The following is an 18,755-nucleotide window of genomic DNA, read 5'->3' as shown; positions in this document are numbered from 1 at the left end:
CAATGGCACAGGAACGCAAAGGCGGCCTTGGCCGCGGCCTGGGTGCGTTGATCCCCTCGGCCCCGGCACAGATGGACAAGTCCGGCAAGACCGGCGGCATTGGTGGCGGGGCGTCCGACATCATCTTTGGCAAGGCGAAGCCGGCCGAGGAGGAAAAGCCTGCTCAGGCAGCCAAGCCGGCTAAGCCGAAGCGTCCGAAGGGTGCCCCGAAGGTTGGTGTGAAGGGTGCGCCGACGGTGGCGGCGAGCGCGGAGAACGCGCTTTCCCCGATGCCGGTCGGTGGCGCGCGCTACCAGGAGATCCCGCTTGGCCAGATCATCCCGAACCCGAAGCAGCCGCGCCAGGTCTTCGATGAGGACGACCTGGCGGAGCTGGTCCACTCCATCCGTGAGTTCGGCTTGCTGCAGCCGATCGTGGTGCGCGATACGCGCGAGGGCTTCGAGCTCATCATGGGTGAGCGCCGTTGGCGCGCGGCCTCCAAGGCGGGCCTCAAGCACATCCCGGCTATCGTGCGCGAGACCTCCGATGAGGACATGCTGCGCGACGCCCTGCTGGAGAACATCCACCGCGTCCAGCTCAACCCGCTGGAAGAAGCGGCCGCCTACCAGCAGCTTTTGCAGGAGTTCGGCGTGACCCAGGAGCAGCTGGCTGACAAGCTTGGCCGCTCGCGCCCAGCGGTGACCAATGCGATTCGTCTGTTGGGGTTGCCGGTTGCGGTGCAACGCCGCGTGGCAGCCGGTGTGCTGTCCGCCGGCCACGCCCGTGCGCTTTTGGGCATCAAGCTTGGCGACGCCACAACCAACGCCCAAGACACCCTCGCCGAGCGCATTGTGGCCGAGGGCTTGTCTGTTCGCGCAACCGAAGAAGCCGTGACCCTGATCAATAACAACGGCCAAGTCCCGGAGAAGCCGAAGCGCACCCCGACGCCGCAGCCGGAGTACCTGCAGACCGCCGCTGAGCGCCTGGCGGATGTGTGGGATACCAAGGTGTCCGTGACCATGGGCAAGCGCAAAGGCAAGATCGTCGTGGAGTTCGGTGACCGCGATGACTTTGAGCGAATCATGGAGCTCATGCAGGGGTAATTAGCTTCTGGATTCCATCAATGATTGAATCTGATGTAAACTCTCGGGCGTGAATAGTGCGGAGATTCAGCAGCTCATAGCGCGAGGGGAATCCCTGTCGGTTGCATTCGCGCGCCGAGTTTCATCCGCATACATCAATGAGCGACGATTGATTGAAACAATGGCGTGCTTGGCCAACGCCGACGGCGGGACGCTGCTCATCGGGGTGGACAAGGACGGTACCGTCAGCGGCTGCTACCCCTTCCATGGCGAGACGACCGACCCGGCGCAACTCGCCGCAAGCGTCTTCCGGCATACCTCCCCCTCCCTTCCCGTGACCGTCTCGGTGGTACGTGTGGACGGCAAGGACGTCGTGGCGGTCCACGCGGACGCCGCCGCAAGCCCCGTGGCAACCAAGTGGGGTGTGTACCGCACGCGCCGCCTTAACGCGCAGGGCACCCCGGAGTGCGTTGGCATGGACCCGGCGTATCTGTTCACCCGCTACCGCGACGCCAACGGGATGGACTGGGCACTGGCGCCCGCCGCGGGGGCCTCGCTTGCAGACGTCAACCCGGACGCCATCAGCACCTACCGGGCACACCTCCAGGCCGCTCACCTGCGAGAACTTGGTGATGAAGCACTGCTTCGCGCACTGGGCTTCTACAACGACTCCGCAGAACCGCTCAGCCTCGGAGCTATTGCGTTATTTGGTCACAGTGACGCTCTGCAGCGCTTCCTCCCCTACCACGGTCTGACTGTTGCGGATCGCCGCGTGCGCCCGGGCGCCACCCCGAAGACGATGCGCAGCCAGGCGCCACTTGCGCTGATGCTCGATGATCTCAGCCGCAACGTCGACACGTTCGGCGCCGCCTACCCGCTTGTGATCAACGCACTACTGCACAGGGACTACTTCATGCCCGGCCCCGTGTACGTGGCGTTGGACCAGCGCGGTGCCAAAGTCACCAGCCCGGGGCCTCTCCCCCGCGGCGTGGATGGCACTGGCGGGGTCCACGCGCCGCGCTCCATGTATCTGACCAGCGCAATTGCCCACACCGGGCTCACCCCGGGCGCCGGCACCGGCCTGGCCACGCTTGCCCAGGACGGACACGCTGTGAGTTTTGAAGGCAGCCACGACCAGGCGGTCGTAGCCAGCCTCCCCTGGGCAACCACAACGAGCAACACAACAAGCAGCGCCACAGGAACAGCAGTCAACGCCACCGGCAATGAGGCGCGCGTGCTCAAGATGATGGGCAGGGTGGGTGACGAAGGGGCGTCGAGTAGCACGATTGCCCAAATGGCGGGCTTAAGTAAACAACAGGCCTACCGTGCGCTGCGTAAACTTGTGGATCAAGGCGTGCTCAGGCGAACCGGCGAGACCCGGACCACGCTCTACCTGCAGCTCTAGGAGCTACGCCCGTTCCTCGCGCAGCAAGTCAGAGAAGTTGTACGTGCCGGTCGGCTGGTCATCCATCTCCATCAGGTAGAGACGCTTCACCGCAACCACAATCGCCTCCGCAATTGCGTCGCGTTGCTTCGGATCTGTCAACACGGCAACGTCGCCAGGATTGGTCACATACCCCAGCACTACCTCAACGGTAGGCATCTGCGTCATGCGCAGCATGTCCCACGTGCGGGCGTGGTTGTGGCAATTCTGCAGGTCAGTGCGTGCAGCGATCTCGCGCTGAATGAATCCGGAGAGCACTTCGCCGGTCATGGAGGACGTGCCCTGCTCAGAACCAAAGTAAAACGTGGCGGTACCGTTGGCCTTCTCGTTGGCGTAGCGGTCCAGCTTCAGCGAAATCACAACGTCAGCGCCAAACCCATTCGCCAAATCAGCACGGGCCTTCGTCGACGGGTTATCCCCACGCGGCCGGGACAGGATCGTCTCCATCCCCGCGGCAACCATGCGGCCCTCAATACGGCCAGCGAGATCCCACAGAATCTCTTCCTCATGAATCTCACCAAAACGCCCGGATACCGCCGAACCGTGGTCGTCCCCGCCAAGCGCTGGGTCAATCACCACACGCTTGCCGGACAGGTGCGGACCCGCCTGGCGCACATGCTCACGCTCACGAATATTGTGCGCGGAACCGCCAGTAATCCGACGGCCCAAAAGGCTCAGCGCACGCAACGTCTCCGGGCCGCAGACGCCGTCATCCTCAAGACCGGTGTCCAGCTGGAAGTTCGCCACAGCCTCATGCGTATCCGGGCCAAAGCGCCCATCCACACGATGCTGATAAAAGCCCAGTTCATGCAGCTGATTCTGCAGCTGCGTCACATCATCGCCCACCATGAGCTGGCCCGGCTGATAACTCAGCACACGCGCGCCCAACTTGTAGGACGCCTCGCGCAGCTCACGCAGCGTCAAATCATCGATAGCCCCAGAGGGAACGATGCCGCGGGACTGTTGGAAGGCGCGGATGGCTTGCTCCAACGCAGCGTCGAAAAGCATCTCCTGCTTCGAAAACTGCCTTGAGTTAAAGCTGCCAACACTGCCCTCAAAGCCCTCAAGAACGCCGATGCGAGCAAGCGCGGTGCGGACCTCAGCCACACGCGCGCTCGAATCACCGACGCGAAGAATTTCCGGCATATTACATCTGCGCCTGGAGGCGCTTAACAATCTCACTCTTCGGACGAACGCCGACAAACTCATCGACCTTCTCGCCGCCCTTGAACAGCAAGACAGTCGGGATGGACATGACCTGGAACATCGCGCCAAGGGTGCGTTCCTGGTCAACATTGACCTTGGCAACCTTGACCGAATCGCCCATCTCCGTGGCAATTTCGTCCAGAATCGGGCCGAGCTTCTTGCATGGGCCGCACCATTCGGCCCAGAAGTCCACCAGCACAGGGGTGTCGGCGTCTACCACCTCAGATTTGAAGGTGGCCTGGGTGACATCAATTGGAGCGTTCATAGCCTCACATCCTAGTTGGGCGACCGGCAAAGGTGTTACAGCGCGGCCAAGTAATGCTGCGCGTCCAGCGCCGCGCGGCAACCGGAGCCCGCCGCAGTAATTGCCTGACGGTAGGTTTTGTCCACCAAGTCACCCGCCGCGAACACGCCCGGAACACTCGTTGCCGTGGACGGATCCGCCACCGTGACGTACCCGCCCTCATCCACGGCCACCTGGCCCTCAAGGAACCCGGAGCGCGGATCGTGCCCGATAGCCACAAACAGCGCCGTGGCGTCCAGCACGGACTTCTCCCCGGTCACCGTGTTCACCACGTTCAGGCCCTCGACCTTTCCGCCGCCGTCAACCACGGATTCCACAACGGTGTTGGTGAGGAACTCAATCTTCTCGTTCTCACGCGCGCGCTCCAGCATGATTTTGGAGGCACGGAAGTTCTCCGAGCGGTGAATCAGCGTGACCTTGGAGCCGAACTTGGTCAGGAAGGTGGCCTCCTCCATCGCGGAATCACCACCACCAACAACGGCAATGTGGTGGTCCTTGAAGAAGAAGCCGTCACAGGTTGCGCAGGTGGACACGCCGCGGCCGGTCAGCTCCTCCTCACCCGGCACACCCAGGTGGCGCGGCGCTGCACCCGTGGCCAAAATCACGGCCTTGGCCTGGTAGACCTCATCATCCACGTAGACCTTCTTCAGGCCGGTGTCGGAGAAATCCACCCGAGTCACCAGCTCACTGCGCAGATCCGCACCAAACTTCTCAGCCTGCTCGCGCATATTCTCCATCAGATCCGGGCCCATCACGCCCGCATCAAAGCCGGGGAAATTCTCCACCTCGGTGGTGTTCATCAACTCGCCGCCGTACTCATACCCTTCAAAGACCAGCGGTTTCAGCTCCGCACGCGCGGCATAAATCGCCGCCGTGTAGCCTGCCGGGCCGGAGCCCACAATGATCAGGTCGTGCACAGGGGCATCTTGCTTATCGACGCCGTCTGCAACCGCATTCGCACCAAGGTTGCCCACGTTAATAAATCCCGGATTCGTCATAGCTACGTAGTGTAGCGGCGCGGTACACATACGCCCCAGCGAGTTACGCTTCAGCCACAGCCGCAGCAACCAGCTCGCGTGCGCGGAAGCGGCGAGACTTCACCGTACCGGGACGAACACCCAGTTTGGTGGCGGCGGATTCGACGCTCATCCCGTAGACGTCTATAAGCAAAAGCGCCTTGCGATGCGTGGAGGGAAGATTCGCCACCGCCTGACGCAACGCCAGGAAAGACTCCACCGTTGTCGTCGGATCATGCGACAAGAAACGGTGATTGTCCTGGGTGATCGTCTCCCCATCGTCATAACTGACCACGTTGCCGTTCCTGGTTTCCGTACGACGGTAAAAGTCATACGCCACATTGGTCACCGTGCGGTGCAGCCACGTGGTCATCTTCGCCTCCCCGCGGTACGTGTGCATACTGCGGCTGGCGCGAAACAGCGCCTCCTGGACAATGTCCTGGGCGTCAAACTCATCGCGCGCGTAACTGCGTGCAGTGTAAAACATGCGCTGGTGGTGGCGCTTCACAATCACGCGAAACGCACGGACGTCGCCATTTACGTAGTCAGAAGCCAGCTGGATGTCGGAGCGGTGCGGCATAGTTCCCCCTGTGTATCCCCCGAAAAAACATGACGGGTTTAACTATGCCCTGCCGCGGTGCCGTTGCGCTACAAAATGCGTGCACACTTTAGTGGACACGGGTTGCGTGAGCCCCCTCCCCACACGTTTGCAGCTACCTAGACCCGGCTACCAAGTCCCAAATCGCTTAGTAGCTGCATGTAGGTAGCTGCATTTAGGTTTGGGGCGGGGTTTGGGGCCGTGCAGCCCGCCGCACCTACTTCATGTAGCCGATGAGCGAGACGTTGCGCAGCGTCGCCTCACCAGCACCAGTACCGTCTTCACGCGGCGGCAGGTAGATCACCACGCCGCTGACCTCGCGCGCTTCGACGTCGATGTTGTTTTGGCCCTTGTGCAACGTGCCGCTGGCCAGCAGTGGGAACTGCGACCACTGCTCGCGAGTGATACCGGAACCAGCAGAGCCGTCAGAGCCGCCAGAAAAGTCGGCGGGGAGGCCGTAGATTTCGTAGGGGCCGGTGTCGGTTGGGGCGTCGATAAGCATGTGCTCAAGGCGGAACGGGCCGGTGACATCGCCGCCGCGAAGGACCACCGCAACGTCGCGGGTGGTGGTCCAGGAGGTGGTGTTGTCCTGGTCCACGATGTTGTGTACTTGGCCGTCCACAGGCGTGCCGTCGGGGTTCACCGCGGCGGCGAGCAGCGGGCGGATGACCACGGGCAGTGTGGAGGCCTCGGTGGTGGTCGGGTGCGGCGCGCTGGTGGTGGCGCCGACCGGGCTGACGGGGCCGTCGGATTCTTCGCTGCTGAACGTGCCGATGAGGTAGGCGGTTAGGGCCGCGATCATGATGACGGCCGCCACCGCAATAGCGGTCAGCAGCGCCACGACGACCGGGCTGAAGCTGCCGGCGCCGAAGCCGCCGCGCAGTGCGTCCGGGTCGTCTTCGGGTTCCTCGGCTGCCGGCGCGAAGTCCAGCGCGGCCGAGGCGTCCGGAGCAGCTTCCGCATCCGTTTCAGACACAGACTCCGTCACGGTCCCCGGCAGGTTCGCTTCCCTGCGCAGGGCGGCTTGGAGGTCGCGGAAGTCGTGGGTTTCAATTGCGTCGGCGTCTACAAGCGCACGCGTGTTGCGTGTGATCTCTTCAAGCGCATCGGAGTTCACGTTGGCGGTGAGCAGCTCCATGGCGGAGGCGAAGCTCGCGGCGTCTGTCACTGCGGAAGAGCCGGGCAGCACGGCCGGGAACGCCAGGCGGATTTTGCCCTCGGTGTCCACGCGCAGGCGCTGGCGGTTGTCCAGACCAAGCGGCACGTCCACGTTGCGGGCGGCGGCCATGGCACCGGCCAAAGGCGCAAGCGCGTTGGCCACGGCCTCAGTGTGCAGGGTCTGGCCGGACTCGCACACGGCCTTGACAGAGGTGCCCTCTACCCAGTCCGCCACGATCAAGGCGCCGGTGCGATACGACAGGATTTCAATGTTGTCCGCCACCGCGGGGTGGCCAAGCTTGGCTAGTTTGCGGGTGCGGCGGGCAACGCTTGCGGCGTCAATGGCGGCCTCGCGCGGGCTGGCCGGCGCCATCGGGGAGGCGCCGGTGGTGTCCACAAACGTCAGCGCCACAGGCCGGCCGGTCGCCACCTCGCGGGCCTGCCAGAAGCGGGCGCCGGCGGTGGCGCCGTGGTCCCGGATGAGACGGAAGCGGCCGTCTGAAACCAGCGCGCCCGGCACCAGACGGGGCCCGCGCACAACACCGGCGGACATCGGCGGCGGCACCGGCGAGGCGTTGAACGTATCGGCGGCGAGGAACTGGGTGGACATCTCGCGCGGGTCCACTTCACCGGTGTCAATGGCGCGCTCCTCATCCGGGCGGATGAAGCGGCCCATGCCCGGGATACGTGCCAGCGCGCGGCCCAGGTTCTGCACCTCTGGCAGGCCGGAGCGTGCCAGGACTAGGCCGGTGGCAATGATAAACAGCACGCCCAGGATGCCAACCTCAAACAGGAAGCCAAGCGAAGGCAGGTGGATCAGCTCGCCCAGGAAGTTGGGCATGTCTATGCCGGCAACGTCGCGCACCAGCCAGCGCAGCCCGAACATCCCGGCCACGCCAATGATTGCAGAGGCCATCGCCCAGATAGAGGTGTGCAGCACTGAGCGCATGTCCAGGGTGCCCAGCTTGCGCTTGAGCAGCAGCGCGCCGATTGCGGCACCGGCAACAAACCCGAACCCGTTGGCCGCACCAAGCAGCACCACCACGTGCTCCGGGCGATTGGCTACCAGGGGCGCGAGCATGCTCAGCAGCACCTTGGTCAGGGTGATGCCGGCGATGATGAAGGTGGGTGTCCAGGCCTCTTCACGCGCGTAGAACACGCGCAGGTGCAGCATCACTAGCGCGTACGGGATCAGGGTGAACGCGGCGAAGCTGATGGTAAGCCCTAGGGTGCGCGCGGCCTCTGGGTCGAAGTCGCCGTAGGCAAACAGCGCGTGCCCGATGTCGGGGCCCAGCGCGGTCATGAACACGATGATGGGGATCAACGCGATGAACGTCAGCTTGGTGCCCAGGGTCAGGTCGCGCACTACGGCTTCGTCGTCGCCGTCTGCGGCCTTGCGTGACAGGCGCGGCATAATCGCGGTCAGCAGGGTCACGCCGATGATGCCGTATGGCACCTGCAGCAGCATCCAGTGCTGCTGGTAGATAAACGGCGCGGCTTCGTGTGCGTTGGAGGCAATACGCGTGGTCACAATGTAGCCGGCCTGGCTAATGGCCACGTAGGTGATGATCGCCAGCGCCATGCCGCCGAATTGCTTCAGCCTGTCATCAATACCCCACAGCGGCCGCAGGTTAATCCCCAGCTTGCGCAGCGCGGGCAGCATGATCAGGCATTGCACCACCACACCGGCCGTTGTACCCAAGCCAAGCAGGAGCACATGGGGGTTGCTAATCGACGCCGGCGCGGCCGCATTCAACCGCCCCGGCAGCGCCATATACGCGGCCAACACCGCGATGGAGACAATGTTGTTCGCCACCGGTGCCCATGCGCCTGGCCTGAAGTGTTCCTTGGTGTTCAGGATTGCCATGAACAGGGAGAACATGCCGTAGAAGAAGATCTGCGGCAGCAACAGGTAGGCGAATGAGGTGGATTGGATGACGTTGACCTTGCCTTCGTCATCAAGAAACAGCCTGGTCAGCCAGGGTGCGGTGACGATGGCGACGGTGGTCACCACCACCATCAGGGTCAGCGTCAGCGTGAACAGTTGGCGCACGAAGCGTTCGCCGCGGTCCGGGTCTTCCTTCTCCGCACGCACCAGCACTGGCACCACGAGTGCGGTGAGCACGGAGCCGAGCACGATTTCGGTGATGATGTTCGGCAGCGTGTTGGCGGTGTTGAACGCGGATGCGACGGCTGGGCCGAGCGCCGCACCGATCATCACGGTGCGGATGAATCCGGTGATGCGTGAGATCAGCGTGGCAACGGCCATGGAGCCGGTTGCGCGCACCACGGACTGGCTGGAGTTCTCCTCCGTCGCCTCAGCCTCTTGCGCGGCGGGTGCCTCCAGGGTGGCCACTGCCCCACCACTTGCCCCTGCGAGGGTTTCGCCCTTGGGGCTGGTGGTGAGAAGCGAGCGGTCTGGCTCGCCGGTTTCCGCCACCGGGTCCGGCTTGGGCTCGCGTGGCGCAGGCACGGGCGCGGGCGGTGCCGGCGCAACAATGCGCTTGCGCAGGTTCTCTGTCACGTCGCTGCTCCATTCGGGTTAGTGGTGGTTGGGGGCTTTTTGCTTATCGACGACGGCGGTGCCAACCCCCTCCTCCGCCTCCTCGCGCCCATCCCGATCAAGGCGAAGAGGGCGAAGAGCACGAACGCGCCTAGGACCAGCACCCAGCCGCTTAAGGCCAAAGACGGGGTGCGCACGGCGATGTCCACGGGCTGCGAGATTGCCTGGCCCTGCTTGCCGGCTAAGAAGAGCTGCAGCGTGGTGTCGCGGGAGTCTTGCGGCAGGTCTGCCGTCATGGTGACGGTGACGGAGCCGCGCGCGGGGATGCGGAACGTCTCTGGAACGTTGAGGCGTGCCCCGTCGGCGGCAACGTAGCCGATGGTGGTGTCCACCGGCAGCGGCATACCGTTTTGGGCGACGATGAGCAGCGGGCTCGATGGCGAGGTCCTTGTGTACACGTTGCCCGGCGGAATCAGCGTGACTGCGGCGCGCAGAGCGCTGAGCTCCGCGCGTGATCCGGTAAGGCGGTCGCTGGTTTCGGCAGCGGCGGCGGCGTAGCCACCGATGGAGCGCCGACCCGTGGGTGCGAATGCCGTGAGGATGTCGCGCCGCAGCGGCAGCGTGAAGCCGTAGCGGGTCAGCGCGATCGAGCTGTCGGAGGCCAACAGCGTGGACAAGTCATTGATAAACCGGGCCTGTTGGGTGGCGCTTAAGATTTCGGCGTCGGAGTAGGTGGCGCCGTCGTTGACAAGCAAAGGCTCGGGGTTCGGCGCAACGTCCATACGCAGCACACGCTGCGCAAGCCCCTCGGGGCGGGAGAAGCCCTCGGCGGTCAGGTAGGCAATGGAGCCGAGCAGCGCCGCTGCGGAATCCGCGTCCCAGCTTGCGGGCGGGTTGAGCAGCACGTTGTTGGTGTTTGGCTCGGGTTCCTGCTCAGGCGTTTCTGGCATTTCCGGCACGGGCACCATGGCCTGGCTTGCGGCCAGCTGGATGGCGGCCACGGCGTTGATGTCGCGGGCAAGCTTGGAGTCCTTGGCGTAGTTAAAGCGGTACGCGGGGTTGGTGTACGCCATGGTGGACGGTGTCTGCCCCATTTGGGCAAGCGTGGCGTTGAGTGCAGCGTTGTAGTCCAGGCTGGCCACTCCGGGGGCGAGCCAGGCGCCGTTAGTCTCCGACCCCGCGGTGAGCACGCGCACCGGCACGGTCGGCTCGGGCGCTGCGGCCCAGTCTGGCGCGGCCTGCTCCTGGCGCTCAAGCGCACTCTTTGCACTACCGCCCACTTCCTCCGTGGCTGCTTGCACGGCGTTTTCCCAGGCGCCGCTTAAGCCTTCTTCCTGGATGCGGGAGCGAGTGTGGTCCGCCCAGCCAAGCGCTGGCGCCACATCGTCGGCCACGTATCCGGTAGCCGGAACCACGGTGTTGAGCACACCGGTTTGGCCAAGGATGCGCTCCAGGGTGAAGGGACCGCGCTCGATGGCTTCGCGCATCAGCCAGGGATCACCCGTTTGGGCTACCGCGTTGAGGTCCGTGTTCGCCCACGGCAGGGCTACGGTGCAGCCGCTGGCAGAAATCTGGCGCATTTTGTCCAGCCATGCGGCGGCGTCCTCGCTGCCAATGCCTGGTAGGCCAAGTTCCGCTTTGGTGTCGCTGCCCCAAGAATCGCGCAGTCGCTTCGGCTCCTCCACCACCGGCGGGCGTTTGTGGGACACGGTGTAGCCGCGGCTCATGCGGTCCACGGTGTCAATAAGCGCGGGGTCGATGGCGGCGCATACGGCATTAGACACGTTCTCGCCGGTGTCGGGATCAGCGATAGCGTCCAGGTAGGTTTCCGCAAGCTGGTCCAAACGCCCGCCCGGTGCGATCTGCCTAGCCAGTTGCTCAGAGGCCAAGATCAGCGGCGGGTCCATCGGTGCGTCGCCGGTTTCACCCGGCAGGATGTCCACCGCCGCGGATATCGGATACAGCGCTGTGAGCCCGCCCGGGGCCATCTCTTCCGAAGGCGCGCCGCGCGTGTTCAGGTGGAAGCGCTCGGTATCTAGGGTCGTGCCGTCTGCATCCGTGAGTTGCAGCATGACCGGGTAGGCGCCCACCCAATCCATGGGCAGCTCTACGTCAAACTCCACGTCGGTGCTGTCGCCCGGCTGCAGCGCTCCCGGCACGTCAACGCGTTGGCCGACCTTGCTGTACTCCCCCACTTGCGCCACGGTTGCCACGCGCTGGTCGGTCACGGAACCGGTTGCCGGCCCGCGTCGGGACGTCACGCTTAAGCCCTCAAGCACCCCATCCGAGTGGTTCGTAACACGAAGTTTCACGTGAAACATTGCGGGGTTGGCGGCTGGGGTGGACAACGGGGCGTCGATAAGCAAAAGCTCCCCCCGCAACCCATCATTAGGGCGAACGGAGGGATTTGCCCAGGTAGAGGCGACAGACGGGTGGTCCGGATCCGTAGGCACCGGAATTGCTGCGGCGGGCTGGATACCCACAGACGCGAGCAACACGGCGCACGTAGCGGCCGCAAGCCGCGGGCGAATCATCGCGGGGTGGCCCTTCCGGAGGTGCGTTCCTTTCGTGCCAATTCGGGCATACGATCCACCGCAATGCGGGCCAACTTGCGCTCATCCGCGTACGCGAGGCGCTCGATGAGCTCGCTCATAGGCACCCACGTGACCTCGGTGACCTCCGGGTCCTCATCATTGAGATCCCCGTCCACGTAGCGCAGCAAGTTGTGGTGCACGGTCTTGTGAATGCGCACCCCGTCCGAGACAAACCAGTAATCAATGGTGCCCAGCGTGTCAAAGGCCTCACCGTAAATACCGGTTTCCTCCCACACCTCACGCTCCGCGGTCTTCCACTGGTGCTCATCATCCTCAACGTGGCCCTTGGGCATGGACCACAGCAGACGGCCGCGGCGATCCAGGCGACCAATCAGCGCCGCGTAGATCTTGCTCAGGTCCACATTGCCGCCCTTATCCACGGCCTCAGCCATGCCGGAAACCACCAGGCCGCCTGCAGAGGTCTCGTCGCGCGTAGGAATGGAGGAGTCGTAGCGGTCCTGATACTGCGCGCGCTTGCGCTGATCCGCGCTTGAACGACGCCTCCCGCCCCGGTTGTTCCGGTGGGCTTTATTATTCTGCCCCCCGCGGCGACGCCTGCGGTTCGGATTGTTCGGCTTGCCGCCCTCGGAATTGTCGTGCTGCTGGCCCTGTTTCGAGCCCTGTTGCTGGCCGTTCGAGCCCTGCTTGGAGCGGCCCTTGCCCCGGCCGCGACGACGCCGACGCTTCTGCCCACCTTGGGAACCATCCCGAGGGGCCGAAGCGCCGGTTTGGGATTGCCGCGCGCGGGTGTTGTCAGTCATTCGCCTTATCGTATCTGGTATTGCGGGTTACGCGGGTATCGTGTCACGGGTGAGTGTTTTTGACCTGCCCGATGCGCAAGACCCGAACGCCGTGGCGGTAGTGATGGGGCGGTTGCAGTCTGGGGTGCAGGAGCACGCCGAGATCTTGCAGCCGCTTGCCGCTGCTTTCGCCGAGCGCGGTGAGTCCTTATATCTTGTCGGCGGCCCGGTGCGTGATGCCATGCTGGGCAAAACCGGCAATGACCTGGACTTTACTACCTCTGCCCGCCCTGAGGTGATCAAGGAGATCCTTGAGGTGTGGGGTGAGAAGACGTGGGATACGGGCATTGATTTTGGCACGGTGAGCACGGTCAAGCGCGGTGTGCAGGTGGAGATCACCACCTTCCGCGCGGATCTCTATGACGGTGTGAGCCGCAACCCGGAGGTCACGTTCGGCGACACGATCGAGGGTGACCTGGTCCGCCGCGACTTTGCGTGCAATGCGATGGCAGTGGAGCTTTTGCTTGTCGACGCCACGTTGAACCCCCAATTCCACGATCCCTGCGGCGGCCTTGAAGATGTGTTGGCGCGCAAGCTGGATACGCCGCAGGCACCGGAAGTGTCCTTCAGGGATGACCCGTTGCGCATGCTGCGCGCTGCCCGCTTTGTTTCCCAGCTTGGGTTTGAGGTGGCACCCCGCGTGTTTGATGCGATGCGGGACATGGCTAGTGAGATTGAGCGCATCACGGTGGAGCGTATCCAGGCGGAGCTGAACAAGCTCATGGCGGGTGCGGCTCCGTGGGAGGGCATGGATCTGCTGGTGCAGACCGGTCTTGCGGATTACGTGCTGCCGGAGGTGCCGGCGCTGCAGTTGGAGCAGGACGAGCACATGCAGCATAAGGATGTGTACCGACACTCGTTGACGGTGCTTCGCCAAGCCGTTGAGCTGGAGGACCCGGAGGAAGAGCCGGATCTGAAGCTGCGTTGGGCGGCGCTGCTGCATGATATTGGCAAGCCGGATACGCGTGCGGTGAAGGAAGGCGGCGGCGTGAGCTTCCACCACCACGAGGTGGTTGGCGCGAAGCTGGCGCGCAAGCGTTTGCGTGCGTTGAAGTATCCGAAGCACATGATTGAGGACATTGGTCAGCTGGTGTACCTGCACATGCGTTTCTACGGGTTTGGTGAGGGCCAGTGGACGGATTCGGCGGTGCGCCGCTACGTCACGGACGCCGGCGAGCTGCTCCCCCGCCTGAACAAGCTGGTGCGCGCGGATTGCACCACGCGCAACCCCAGGAAGGCGGCGCGCCTGCAGCGCACCTATAACAATCTGGAGGACCGCATTGCGGAGCTGGCCGCCAAGGAGGACCTGGCGCGCGTACGCCCGGACTTAGACGGCAACCAGATCATGCAGATCCTGGACCTCAAGCCCGGCCCGGACGTTGGCCGCGCCTGGAAGTTTATGAAGGACCTGCGCCTAGAGCGCGGCGAGCTTGAGCACGACGAGGCGGTTGCCGCGCTCAAGGCGTGGTGGGAGGAGGAGCAGCGTGCCTGAGTACTTCTACGCTGACAGGTTGTTCAACGCGTTAGAGCGCGAAGAGGTCGCGCCCGGCATGTTGCTGGTTGCCGCACCGGGGATGTACTCGCCGGAGTTTGCGCGCACCGTGGTGCTGGTGTTGGAGCGTGACGTGGACGGCACCGTGGGCATCATCCTGAACCGCCGCAGTGACACGGCGTTGTTCAACGTCATGCCCGCGTGGGCGGATCTGGCCGCTTCCCCGCAGGCGCTCTACATCGGTGGGCCGGTCATGCCGCAGGCTGCCGTGGCGGTTGGCGTGACCAAGAATGGTGTGGATATTGAGAACGCGCCGCACTACACGCGCCTAGCCAACAAACTCGTGCATATTGACCTTGGCGCGGACCCGACACTGCTGGCCGATGACCTTGAGGGCATCCGCGTGTTCGCCGGTTACGCCGGGTGGGACACGGGCCAGTTGGAAGAGGAGATCGAGCGCGGTGATTGGTTCATTGCGCCTGCGTTGCCTGGTGACGTTGTTGCGCCGGCGAGGGCGGATTTGTGGGGTGACGTGATGCGTCGACAAGCAATGCCCTTGCCCTTGTTCGCAACTTTCCCCACCAACCTTGAAGACAACTAACTCATGGTTTCACGTGAAACATCCGCGGAAATCCGCAAAGGCATAAAGGACATCTGGCTGGTCGGTCTCGGCCTGATCCCGCTTGGCCTGGCGTTTGGCGTGCTGATGACGCAAACGGGTTTCGCCTGGTGGTGGACCCCGATTTTCTCTTTTGTCATCTACGCGGGCTCGATGGAGTTCGTGGCGCTAAACATGGTGCTCACCGGTGTGGGCCCGGCCTCGGCGGCGCTGACCGGATTCATGGTGAACTTCCGCCACATTTTCTACGGTCTGACCTACCCGCTTGAGAAGGTCCGCTCCCCCATCGGCCGGCTGTACGGCACGTATGCGCTGACTGATGAGTCCTACGCGGTCGTCTCCGCCCTGCCGAAGGGCACGAAGCTCAGCGGGCCGCGCGTGATGACCATCCAGATTGCCGCCCAAGCGTTCTGGGTCGGCTCCGGCATCGTCGGTGCGCTCGCGGGCGCGTTGATCCCGCCGGATCTCAAAGGCATGGAGTTCGCGCTGACCGCCCTGTTCATCGTGCTGGCGTATGAGGCGTTCAAGTCCATGCGTGACATCGGTGCGGTGGCCATCGCCCTGATCTTCGGCCTTGTCGCTTGGCTGATCGCGCCTGGCCAGATGTTGATTGTTGCCCTGACCGCCCTGTTCGTCCTTATGCTGGTGCGTTTCTGGCGCCCGCGTCTAGACGCCAAACTGACCCACACAATCTAATGGGACTTCCAACCGGTGTAACCCTGACCATGGTGTGGGCGGTGCTGCTCCCCGTGGCCGTTGTCACGGTCGCCCTGCGCGCAGCCCCCTTCCTTTTCCGACGCCTCCTCCGCGGCAGCCCCCTCCTCGAGTTCCTCGGGGTGATCATGCCCGTCAGCGTAATGACGGTGCTGGTTGTCTACTCTATCGCCGGAGCCACCGATGCGCCCGGCGGCGTTACGGCCTCCCTCCTTGCCGCAGCGGTCACCCTGGGGCTTCATGCTTATCGACGCTCCCTCGCACTCTCCATCTTCACCGGCACCTTCCTCTACGTTGTGCTGGTGAACTGGGTGTTTTAGTGGGGTTTGGTTGTGTGAATCTATTGGTTGCGCGGAAATAGTTGAGAGTTTAAGTTGTGTGGGGTCAGTTCGCTGACAGGTTCCCATACGTTCACCTCAAGGAGTTTCCCCATGAAGCGTTTCACCGCTGCTTCTATTGCTGCCGCTACCGCGCTGTCCCTCGTTGCAATGCCTGCACAGGCTGCTGAGAAGAAGTCCTCCGAGGTTTCTGATCCGTACGCCATCGGTTACATCTGGGGTGGCATTCTGAAGGATAGCGCCAACAAAGGCGCTGGTCTCACCCCTTCCATGCGGAGCATCCTGAAGAACTACGAGAAGGGTGACGACACTTCTGTTCTCGACAGCTCCCTGCGCAATGACGCAGCCAACGGCTACAAGGTCGGCACCACTTTCGACATCCTCCTTGGCACGGGTATCACCGCCCTCCTGCTCGCCCTGATCGGCGGCGCAGCTGCGTACCAGGGCCTGATCCCGGGCGTTCAGCTCTAAACACACAGTCTAAGCACTGTTTTTAACCCGCTCACTTCCCTGCTTGGGATGGGCGGGTTTTCGCTTCTCTTGGTACTCCGCTTGGGTTCGTATCTGTTGCGAGGTCGTGGACCCGCATTTATGTTGTGGGTCACAGACCGTTGAGAGCTTCCAACGTTCACTTGAAGGAGATCCCCATGAAGCGTTTTACTGTCGCATCCCTCGCAACTGTTACTGCCCTATCCCTCATTGCGATGCCCGCACAGGCTGCCGAGGATAAGAATTCCTCGACGAAGAGCTCATCTGAAATCACCCAAGCCGAAGTAGACGAGCATCACCGTAAGGCCATCGAGAAGGAAGAGAAGCAAAAGGGCACGGGTTTCTCCCAGCCTTACGTCAATTCTTCGAACAGTGGCCAGATCAAGAATGACGTCAGTTCCTCAATCAAGAACGATACGGCACGCGACTGGAAGATCGGCACCACCCATGATCTGATCTGGGGCACCGGCATCGTCGCGCTCTTGCTTGCTCTGATCGGTGGCGGTGCGTTCGCGGCACAGCAGGGCCTGATCCCGGGCGTGCAGTTCTAAGCTCACCGTCTAAGAGCTTATAACCCGCTCACTTCCCCCTCGGGAGTGCGCGGGTTTTTGCTCTACAGGTGAAATGTAGAGCGCTTCTCGAACGCCCGTTTGGCATTTTCTTATCGACGGCAAGGGCGTGTAGAGGTAGGGGTCTATACTGAATGCAACCGCCAGCATGTGTGGTGAATGAGCATGCGGAAATAGTGCAATAAATGCTGGTTTAGCCCTTGCGCATAGAACAGGTAGGCGTGTATAATTAGGGGTACAAAACAACGGGAACAACGGGAACATAACACTGGGGGTAGACCGTGGGCGAACCATACTTCCGCACACAGCGACCAGAAGATCCACTAAGCACGTTCAGTCAAGGTATTCGCGATATTTACTGGAATGCCTTCGGCCGCTTCGCCACACCTGGGGCAAGTGTTGATGACTTCGACGTGACTGTGGTGGCCATGAGGGAAGCAACCGGCTGGGCGAAAAGCTCGGTTGAGCAAGCGATCTTTTCCCATGCACGTCTACAGCACTTACCGAAGCTGCGTTCATTGCAGGCCAAGACGCGTGTGATGGATCTGCAGCATTTACGTGCCATCGATACGGTGCTTGCCGAGCTTGGGCCAGACATTACCGATGAGGCGTATGCCGAGTTCGACGAGATGTTGACTACTACGTTTACCCCAACCCGGCCTGGGCAACACACTCCACAAACCACCACGATTACTCGTCGTATCCGGGAGATGATCAAACGGATTGACCCAACCTGCGCCTACCAACCAACAAGGCGCCAACAGCGAGTGGCGCAGGCACATGCGGCTGATGATGCGGTGACGTTTGAGGTGTCTGCACAGTCCGGCACAGTCAAAACACTGGTCACGTTGGCGACCAACCCGTTGACGGCACAGGTCGTGCGTAACCACGTCTTGGCCACCGCACGGGAGCATAAAACCTCCATGGCCGATGCGATGGTCAAACTGCTTTCCGGTGAGATCACCCCAACGAAAACGACGCTGCATGTGTTTGTGCCGAAAGACCGTGTACCTGGTGGGCCAGCCTATGTGCCAGGTGTAGGGGCCTTAACCCCGGAAGCAACCGCAGCACTCGATGACCTGTTGGCGTCAGCGAAGGTCACCGAAGTGGATATGGAGGCAGAACTTCAAGCACATACGGATAGCTACACCCCGACCGAGGCAATGCGTCGCGTGGTGTGTGCTCGCCATACCCATTGTGTATTCCCGGGATGCACGGTGCCGTCATTGAGGTGTCAGTTGGATCACCGGATTCCGTTTGGCCAGGGCGGGAAAACCACGCCGAGTAACTTGTATCCGTTGTGCCAAAAGCACCACAACTTGAAAACCGATAAGCGTGGTTTCTACGTGCCGGACCCAGACACCGGTGAAATCTTGTGGCTTTTCACTAACGGTACGTATGAAACCTGCACCCCGGATAGCTTGATCGCACACAACACCCACGCCCAGGCCCCACGGTGGAAGAGCAACCTGGGGCAAGTGTGCCAGCGTCGCAATAAAGTGGCGCAGTTCTACGCCAAAGGCCACAAAATACTCGACGATTTTGACCACCACCACAACCTCGAACAGACCGACGCCCAAATCGCAGCACTGGAAGAAGAATACGGACTGATTTTCCCGATCAAGGCAGTGTTGCCGGAGCCGTTGCCAAAAGAACCCGATTTTTCTGAACCACCCTTCCCGGATCCAGAAGATGCCTACGGATGGGTGGAAGACTACGACCCAGAAGAACTGGTTGATACCCGACCCGAGTAAGAGAATCCAGGTGGCCCGATCCAAAACAAAAAACAGCCCGTTTTTCCAAAAGGGTTGCGGAAGACTCTCCCGACTATGCGGAAACGTCGACCGGGG

At 62.6% G+C, this 18,755-nt stretch carries 16 protein-coding genes; 9 read left to right on the top strand and 7 right to left on the bottom strand.

Going from position 1 to position 18,755, the window contains the following annotated elements; all coding sequences use genetic code 11:
* Positions 1 to 2: 2 nt before the first annotated feature.
* Positions 3 to 1,082, top strand: coding sequence for a ParB/RepB/Spo0J family partition protein (locus I6I71_RS03020; protein WP_201822153.1), 1,080 nt, complete (start codon positions 3 to 5; stop codon positions 1,080 to 1,082).
* A 49-nt stretch (positions 1,083 to 1,131) separates the two neighbouring features.
* Positions 1,132 to 2,466, top strand: coding sequence for an AlbA family DNA-binding domain-containing protein (locus I6I71_RS03015; protein WP_201822151.1), 1,335 nt, complete (start codon positions 1,132 to 1,134; stop codon positions 2,464 to 2,466).
* A gap of 3 nt (positions 2,467 to 2,469) precedes the next feature.
* Here the strand turns inward: I6I71_RS03015 and I6I71_RS03010 are convergent, their stop codons facing one another.
* The 7 genes from I6I71_RS03010 to I6I71_RS02980 all read right to left on the bottom strand — a co-directional run bounded on the left by I6I71_RS03010 (position 2,470) and on the right by I6I71_RS02980 (position 12,645).
* Positions 2,470 to 3,651, bottom strand: coding sequence for an N-acetylmuramoyl-L-alanine amidase (locus I6I71_RS03010; RefSeq protein ID WP_201822149.1), 1,182 nt, complete (start codon positions 3,649 to 3,651; stop codon positions 2,470 to 2,472).
* 1 nt (position 3,652) lies between these two features.
* Positions 3,653 to 3,976 (bottom strand): thioredoxin, encoded by a 324-nt coding sequence (gene trxA, locus I6I71_RS03005; protein ID WP_052205683.1) that lies wholly within the window; start codon positions 3,974 to 3,976, stop codon positions 3,653 to 3,655.
* A 35-nt stretch (positions 3,977 to 4,011) separates the two neighbouring features.
* Positions 4,012 to 5,013 carry a thioredoxin-disulfide reductase gene (trxB, locus tag I6I71_RS03000; protein ID WP_201822147.1) on the bottom strand — a complete coding sequence of 334 codons (1,002 nt, stop codon included), beginning with the start codon at positions 5,011 to 5,013 and terminating at the stop codon, positions 4,012 to 4,014.
* Between the two features lie 43 nt (positions 5,014 to 5,056).
* Positions 5,057 to 5,611 (bottom strand): sigma-70 family RNA polymerase sigma factor, encoded by a 555-nt coding sequence (locus I6I71_RS02995; protein WP_052205684.1) that lies wholly within the window; start codon positions 5,609 to 5,611, stop codon positions 5,057 to 5,059.
* Positions 5,612 to 5,846: 235 nt separating this feature from the next.
* Complete coding sequence (locus tag I6I71_RS02990) at positions 5,847 to 9,056, bottom strand: murein biosynthesis integral membrane protein MurJ (protein ID WP_236587431.1); 3,210 nt, start codon at positions 9,054 to 9,056, stop codon at positions 5,847 to 5,849.
* Positions 9,057 to 9,307: 251 nt separating this feature from the next.
* Complete coding sequence (locus I6I71_RS02985) at positions 9,308 to 11,824, bottom strand: hypothetical protein (protein WP_201822143.1); 2,517 nt, start codon at positions 11,822 to 11,824, stop codon at positions 9,308 to 9,310.
* A complete protein-coding gene (locus I6I71_RS02980) occupies positions 11,821 to 12,645 on the bottom strand; it encodes an NUDIX hydrolase (protein WP_201822141.1) in 825 nt (274 codons plus the stop codon). The genes I6I71_RS02985 and I6I71_RS02980 overlap by 4 nt, the downstream gene beginning before the upstream one ends.
* 103 nt (positions 12,646 to 12,748) lie before the next feature.
* On the opposite strand from I6I71_RS02980, the gene I6I71_RS02975 reads away from it, so the two are divergent.
* From I6I71_RS02975 to I6I71_RS02945, 7 genes are all read left to right on the top strand, one after another.
* On the top strand, positions 12,749 to 14,176 hold the full coding sequence (locus tag I6I71_RS02975) for a CCA tRNA nucleotidyltransferase (RefSeq protein WP_083278876.1): 1,428 nt from the start codon (positions 12,749 to 12,751) through the stop codon (positions 14,174 to 14,176).
* Complete coding sequence (locus tag I6I71_RS02970) at positions 14,169 to 14,777, top strand: YqgE/AlgH family protein (RefSeq protein WP_052205688.1); 609 nt, start codon at positions 14,169 to 14,171, stop codon at positions 14,775 to 14,777. Before I6I71_RS02975 ends, I6I71_RS02970 begins: the two co-directional genes overlap by 8 nt.
* 3 nt (positions 14,778 to 14,780) lie before the next feature.
* On the top strand, positions 14,781 to 15,491 hold the full coding sequence (locus I6I71_RS02965) for an AzlC family ABC transporter permease (RefSeq protein ID WP_201822139.1): 711 nt from the start codon (positions 14,781 to 14,783) through the stop codon (positions 15,489 to 15,491).
* Positions 15,491 to 15,829, top strand: coding sequence for a branched-chain amino acid transporter permease (locus tag I6I71_RS02960; RefSeq protein ID WP_201822137.1), 339 nt, complete (start codon positions 15,491 to 15,493; stop codon positions 15,827 to 15,829). The genes I6I71_RS02965 and I6I71_RS02960 overlap by 1 nt, the downstream gene beginning before the upstream one ends.
* A 111-nt stretch (positions 15,830 to 15,940) precedes the next feature.
* A complete protein-coding gene (locus tag I6I71_RS02955; protein ID WP_201822135.1) occupies positions 15,941 to 16,318 on the top strand; it encodes a hypothetical protein in 378 nt (125 codons plus the stop codon).
* Between the two features lie 176 nt (positions 16,319 to 16,494).
* Complete coding sequence (locus I6I71_RS02950) at positions 16,495 to 16,887, top strand: hypothetical protein (RefSeq protein ID WP_070493968.1); 393 nt, start codon at positions 16,495 to 16,497, stop codon at positions 16,885 to 16,887.
* Positions 16,888 to 17,186: 299 nt separating this feature from the next.
* On the top strand, positions 17,187 to 18,659 hold the full coding sequence (locus I6I71_RS02945) for an HNH endonuclease signature motif containing protein (RefSeq protein WP_201822133.1): 1,473 nt from the start codon (positions 17,187 to 17,189) through the stop codon (positions 18,657 to 18,659).
* The last annotated feature ends 96 nt before the right edge of the window (positions 18,660 to 18,755 follow it).

Origin of the sequence: Corynebacterium riegelii, assembly GCF_016728505.1 — a bacterium.
Classification (GTDB): Bacteria; Actinomycetota; Actinomycetes; order Mycobacteriales; family Mycobacteriaceae; genus Corynebacterium; species Corynebacterium riegelii.
Note: the sequence above shows the minus strand (reverse complement) of the source record. Positions and strands in the feature narration are given on the sequence as shown.

Excerpts from the sequence above, each read along its gene's own strand:
- I6I71_RS03020 (WP_201822153.1), top strand. The coding sequence starts at position 3 with ATGGCACAGGAACGCAAAGGCGGCCTTGGCCGCGGCCTGGGTGCGTTG.
- I6I71_RS03010 (WP_201822149.1), bottom strand. The coding sequence starts at position 3,651 with ATGCCGGAAATTCTTCGCGTCGGTGATTCGAGCGCGCGTGTGGCTGAG.
- trxA (WP_052205683.1), bottom strand. The coding sequence starts at position 3,976 with ATGAACGCTCCAATTGATGTCACCCAGGCCACCTTCAAATCTGAGGTG.
- trxB (WP_201822147.1), bottom strand. The coding sequence starts at position 5,013 with ATGACGAATCCGGGATTTATTAACGTGGGCAACCTTGGTGCGAATGCG.
- I6I71_RS02995 (WP_052205684.1), bottom strand. The coding sequence starts at position 5,611 with ATGCCGCACCGCTCCGACATCCAGCTGGCTTCTGACTACGTAAATGGC.
- I6I71_RS02990 (WP_236587431.1), bottom strand. The coding sequence starts at position 9,056 with ATGGCCGTTGCCACGCTGATCTCACGCATCACCGGATTCATCCGCACC.
- I6I71_RS02985 (WP_201822143.1), bottom strand. The coding sequence starts at position 11,824 with ATGATTCGCCCGCGGCTTGCGGCCGCTACGTGCGCCGTGTTGCTCGCG.
- I6I71_RS02980 (WP_201822141.1), bottom strand. The coding sequence starts at position 12,645 with ATGACTGACAACACCCGCGCGCGGCAATCCCAAACCGGCGCTTCGGCC.
- I6I71_RS02975 (WP_083278876.1), top strand. The coding sequence starts at position 12,749 with ATGGGGCGGTTGCAGTCTGGGGTGCAGGAGCACGCCGAGATCTTGCAG.
- I6I71_RS02965 (WP_201822139.1), top strand. The coding sequence starts at position 14,781 with ATGGTTTCACGTGAAACATCCGCGGAAATCCGCAAAGGCATAAAGGAC.
- I6I71_RS02960 (WP_201822137.1), top strand. The coding sequence starts at position 15,491 with ATGGGACTTCCAACCGGTGTAACCCTGACCATGGTGTGGGCGGTGCTG.
- I6I71_RS02955 (WP_201822135.1), top strand. The coding sequence starts at position 15,941 with ATGAAGCGTTTCACCGCTGCTTCTATTGCTGCCGCTACCGCGCTGTCC.
- I6I71_RS02950 (WP_070493968.1), top strand. The coding sequence starts at position 16,495 with ATGAAGCGTTTTACTGTCGCATCCCTCGCAACTGTTACTGCCCTATCC.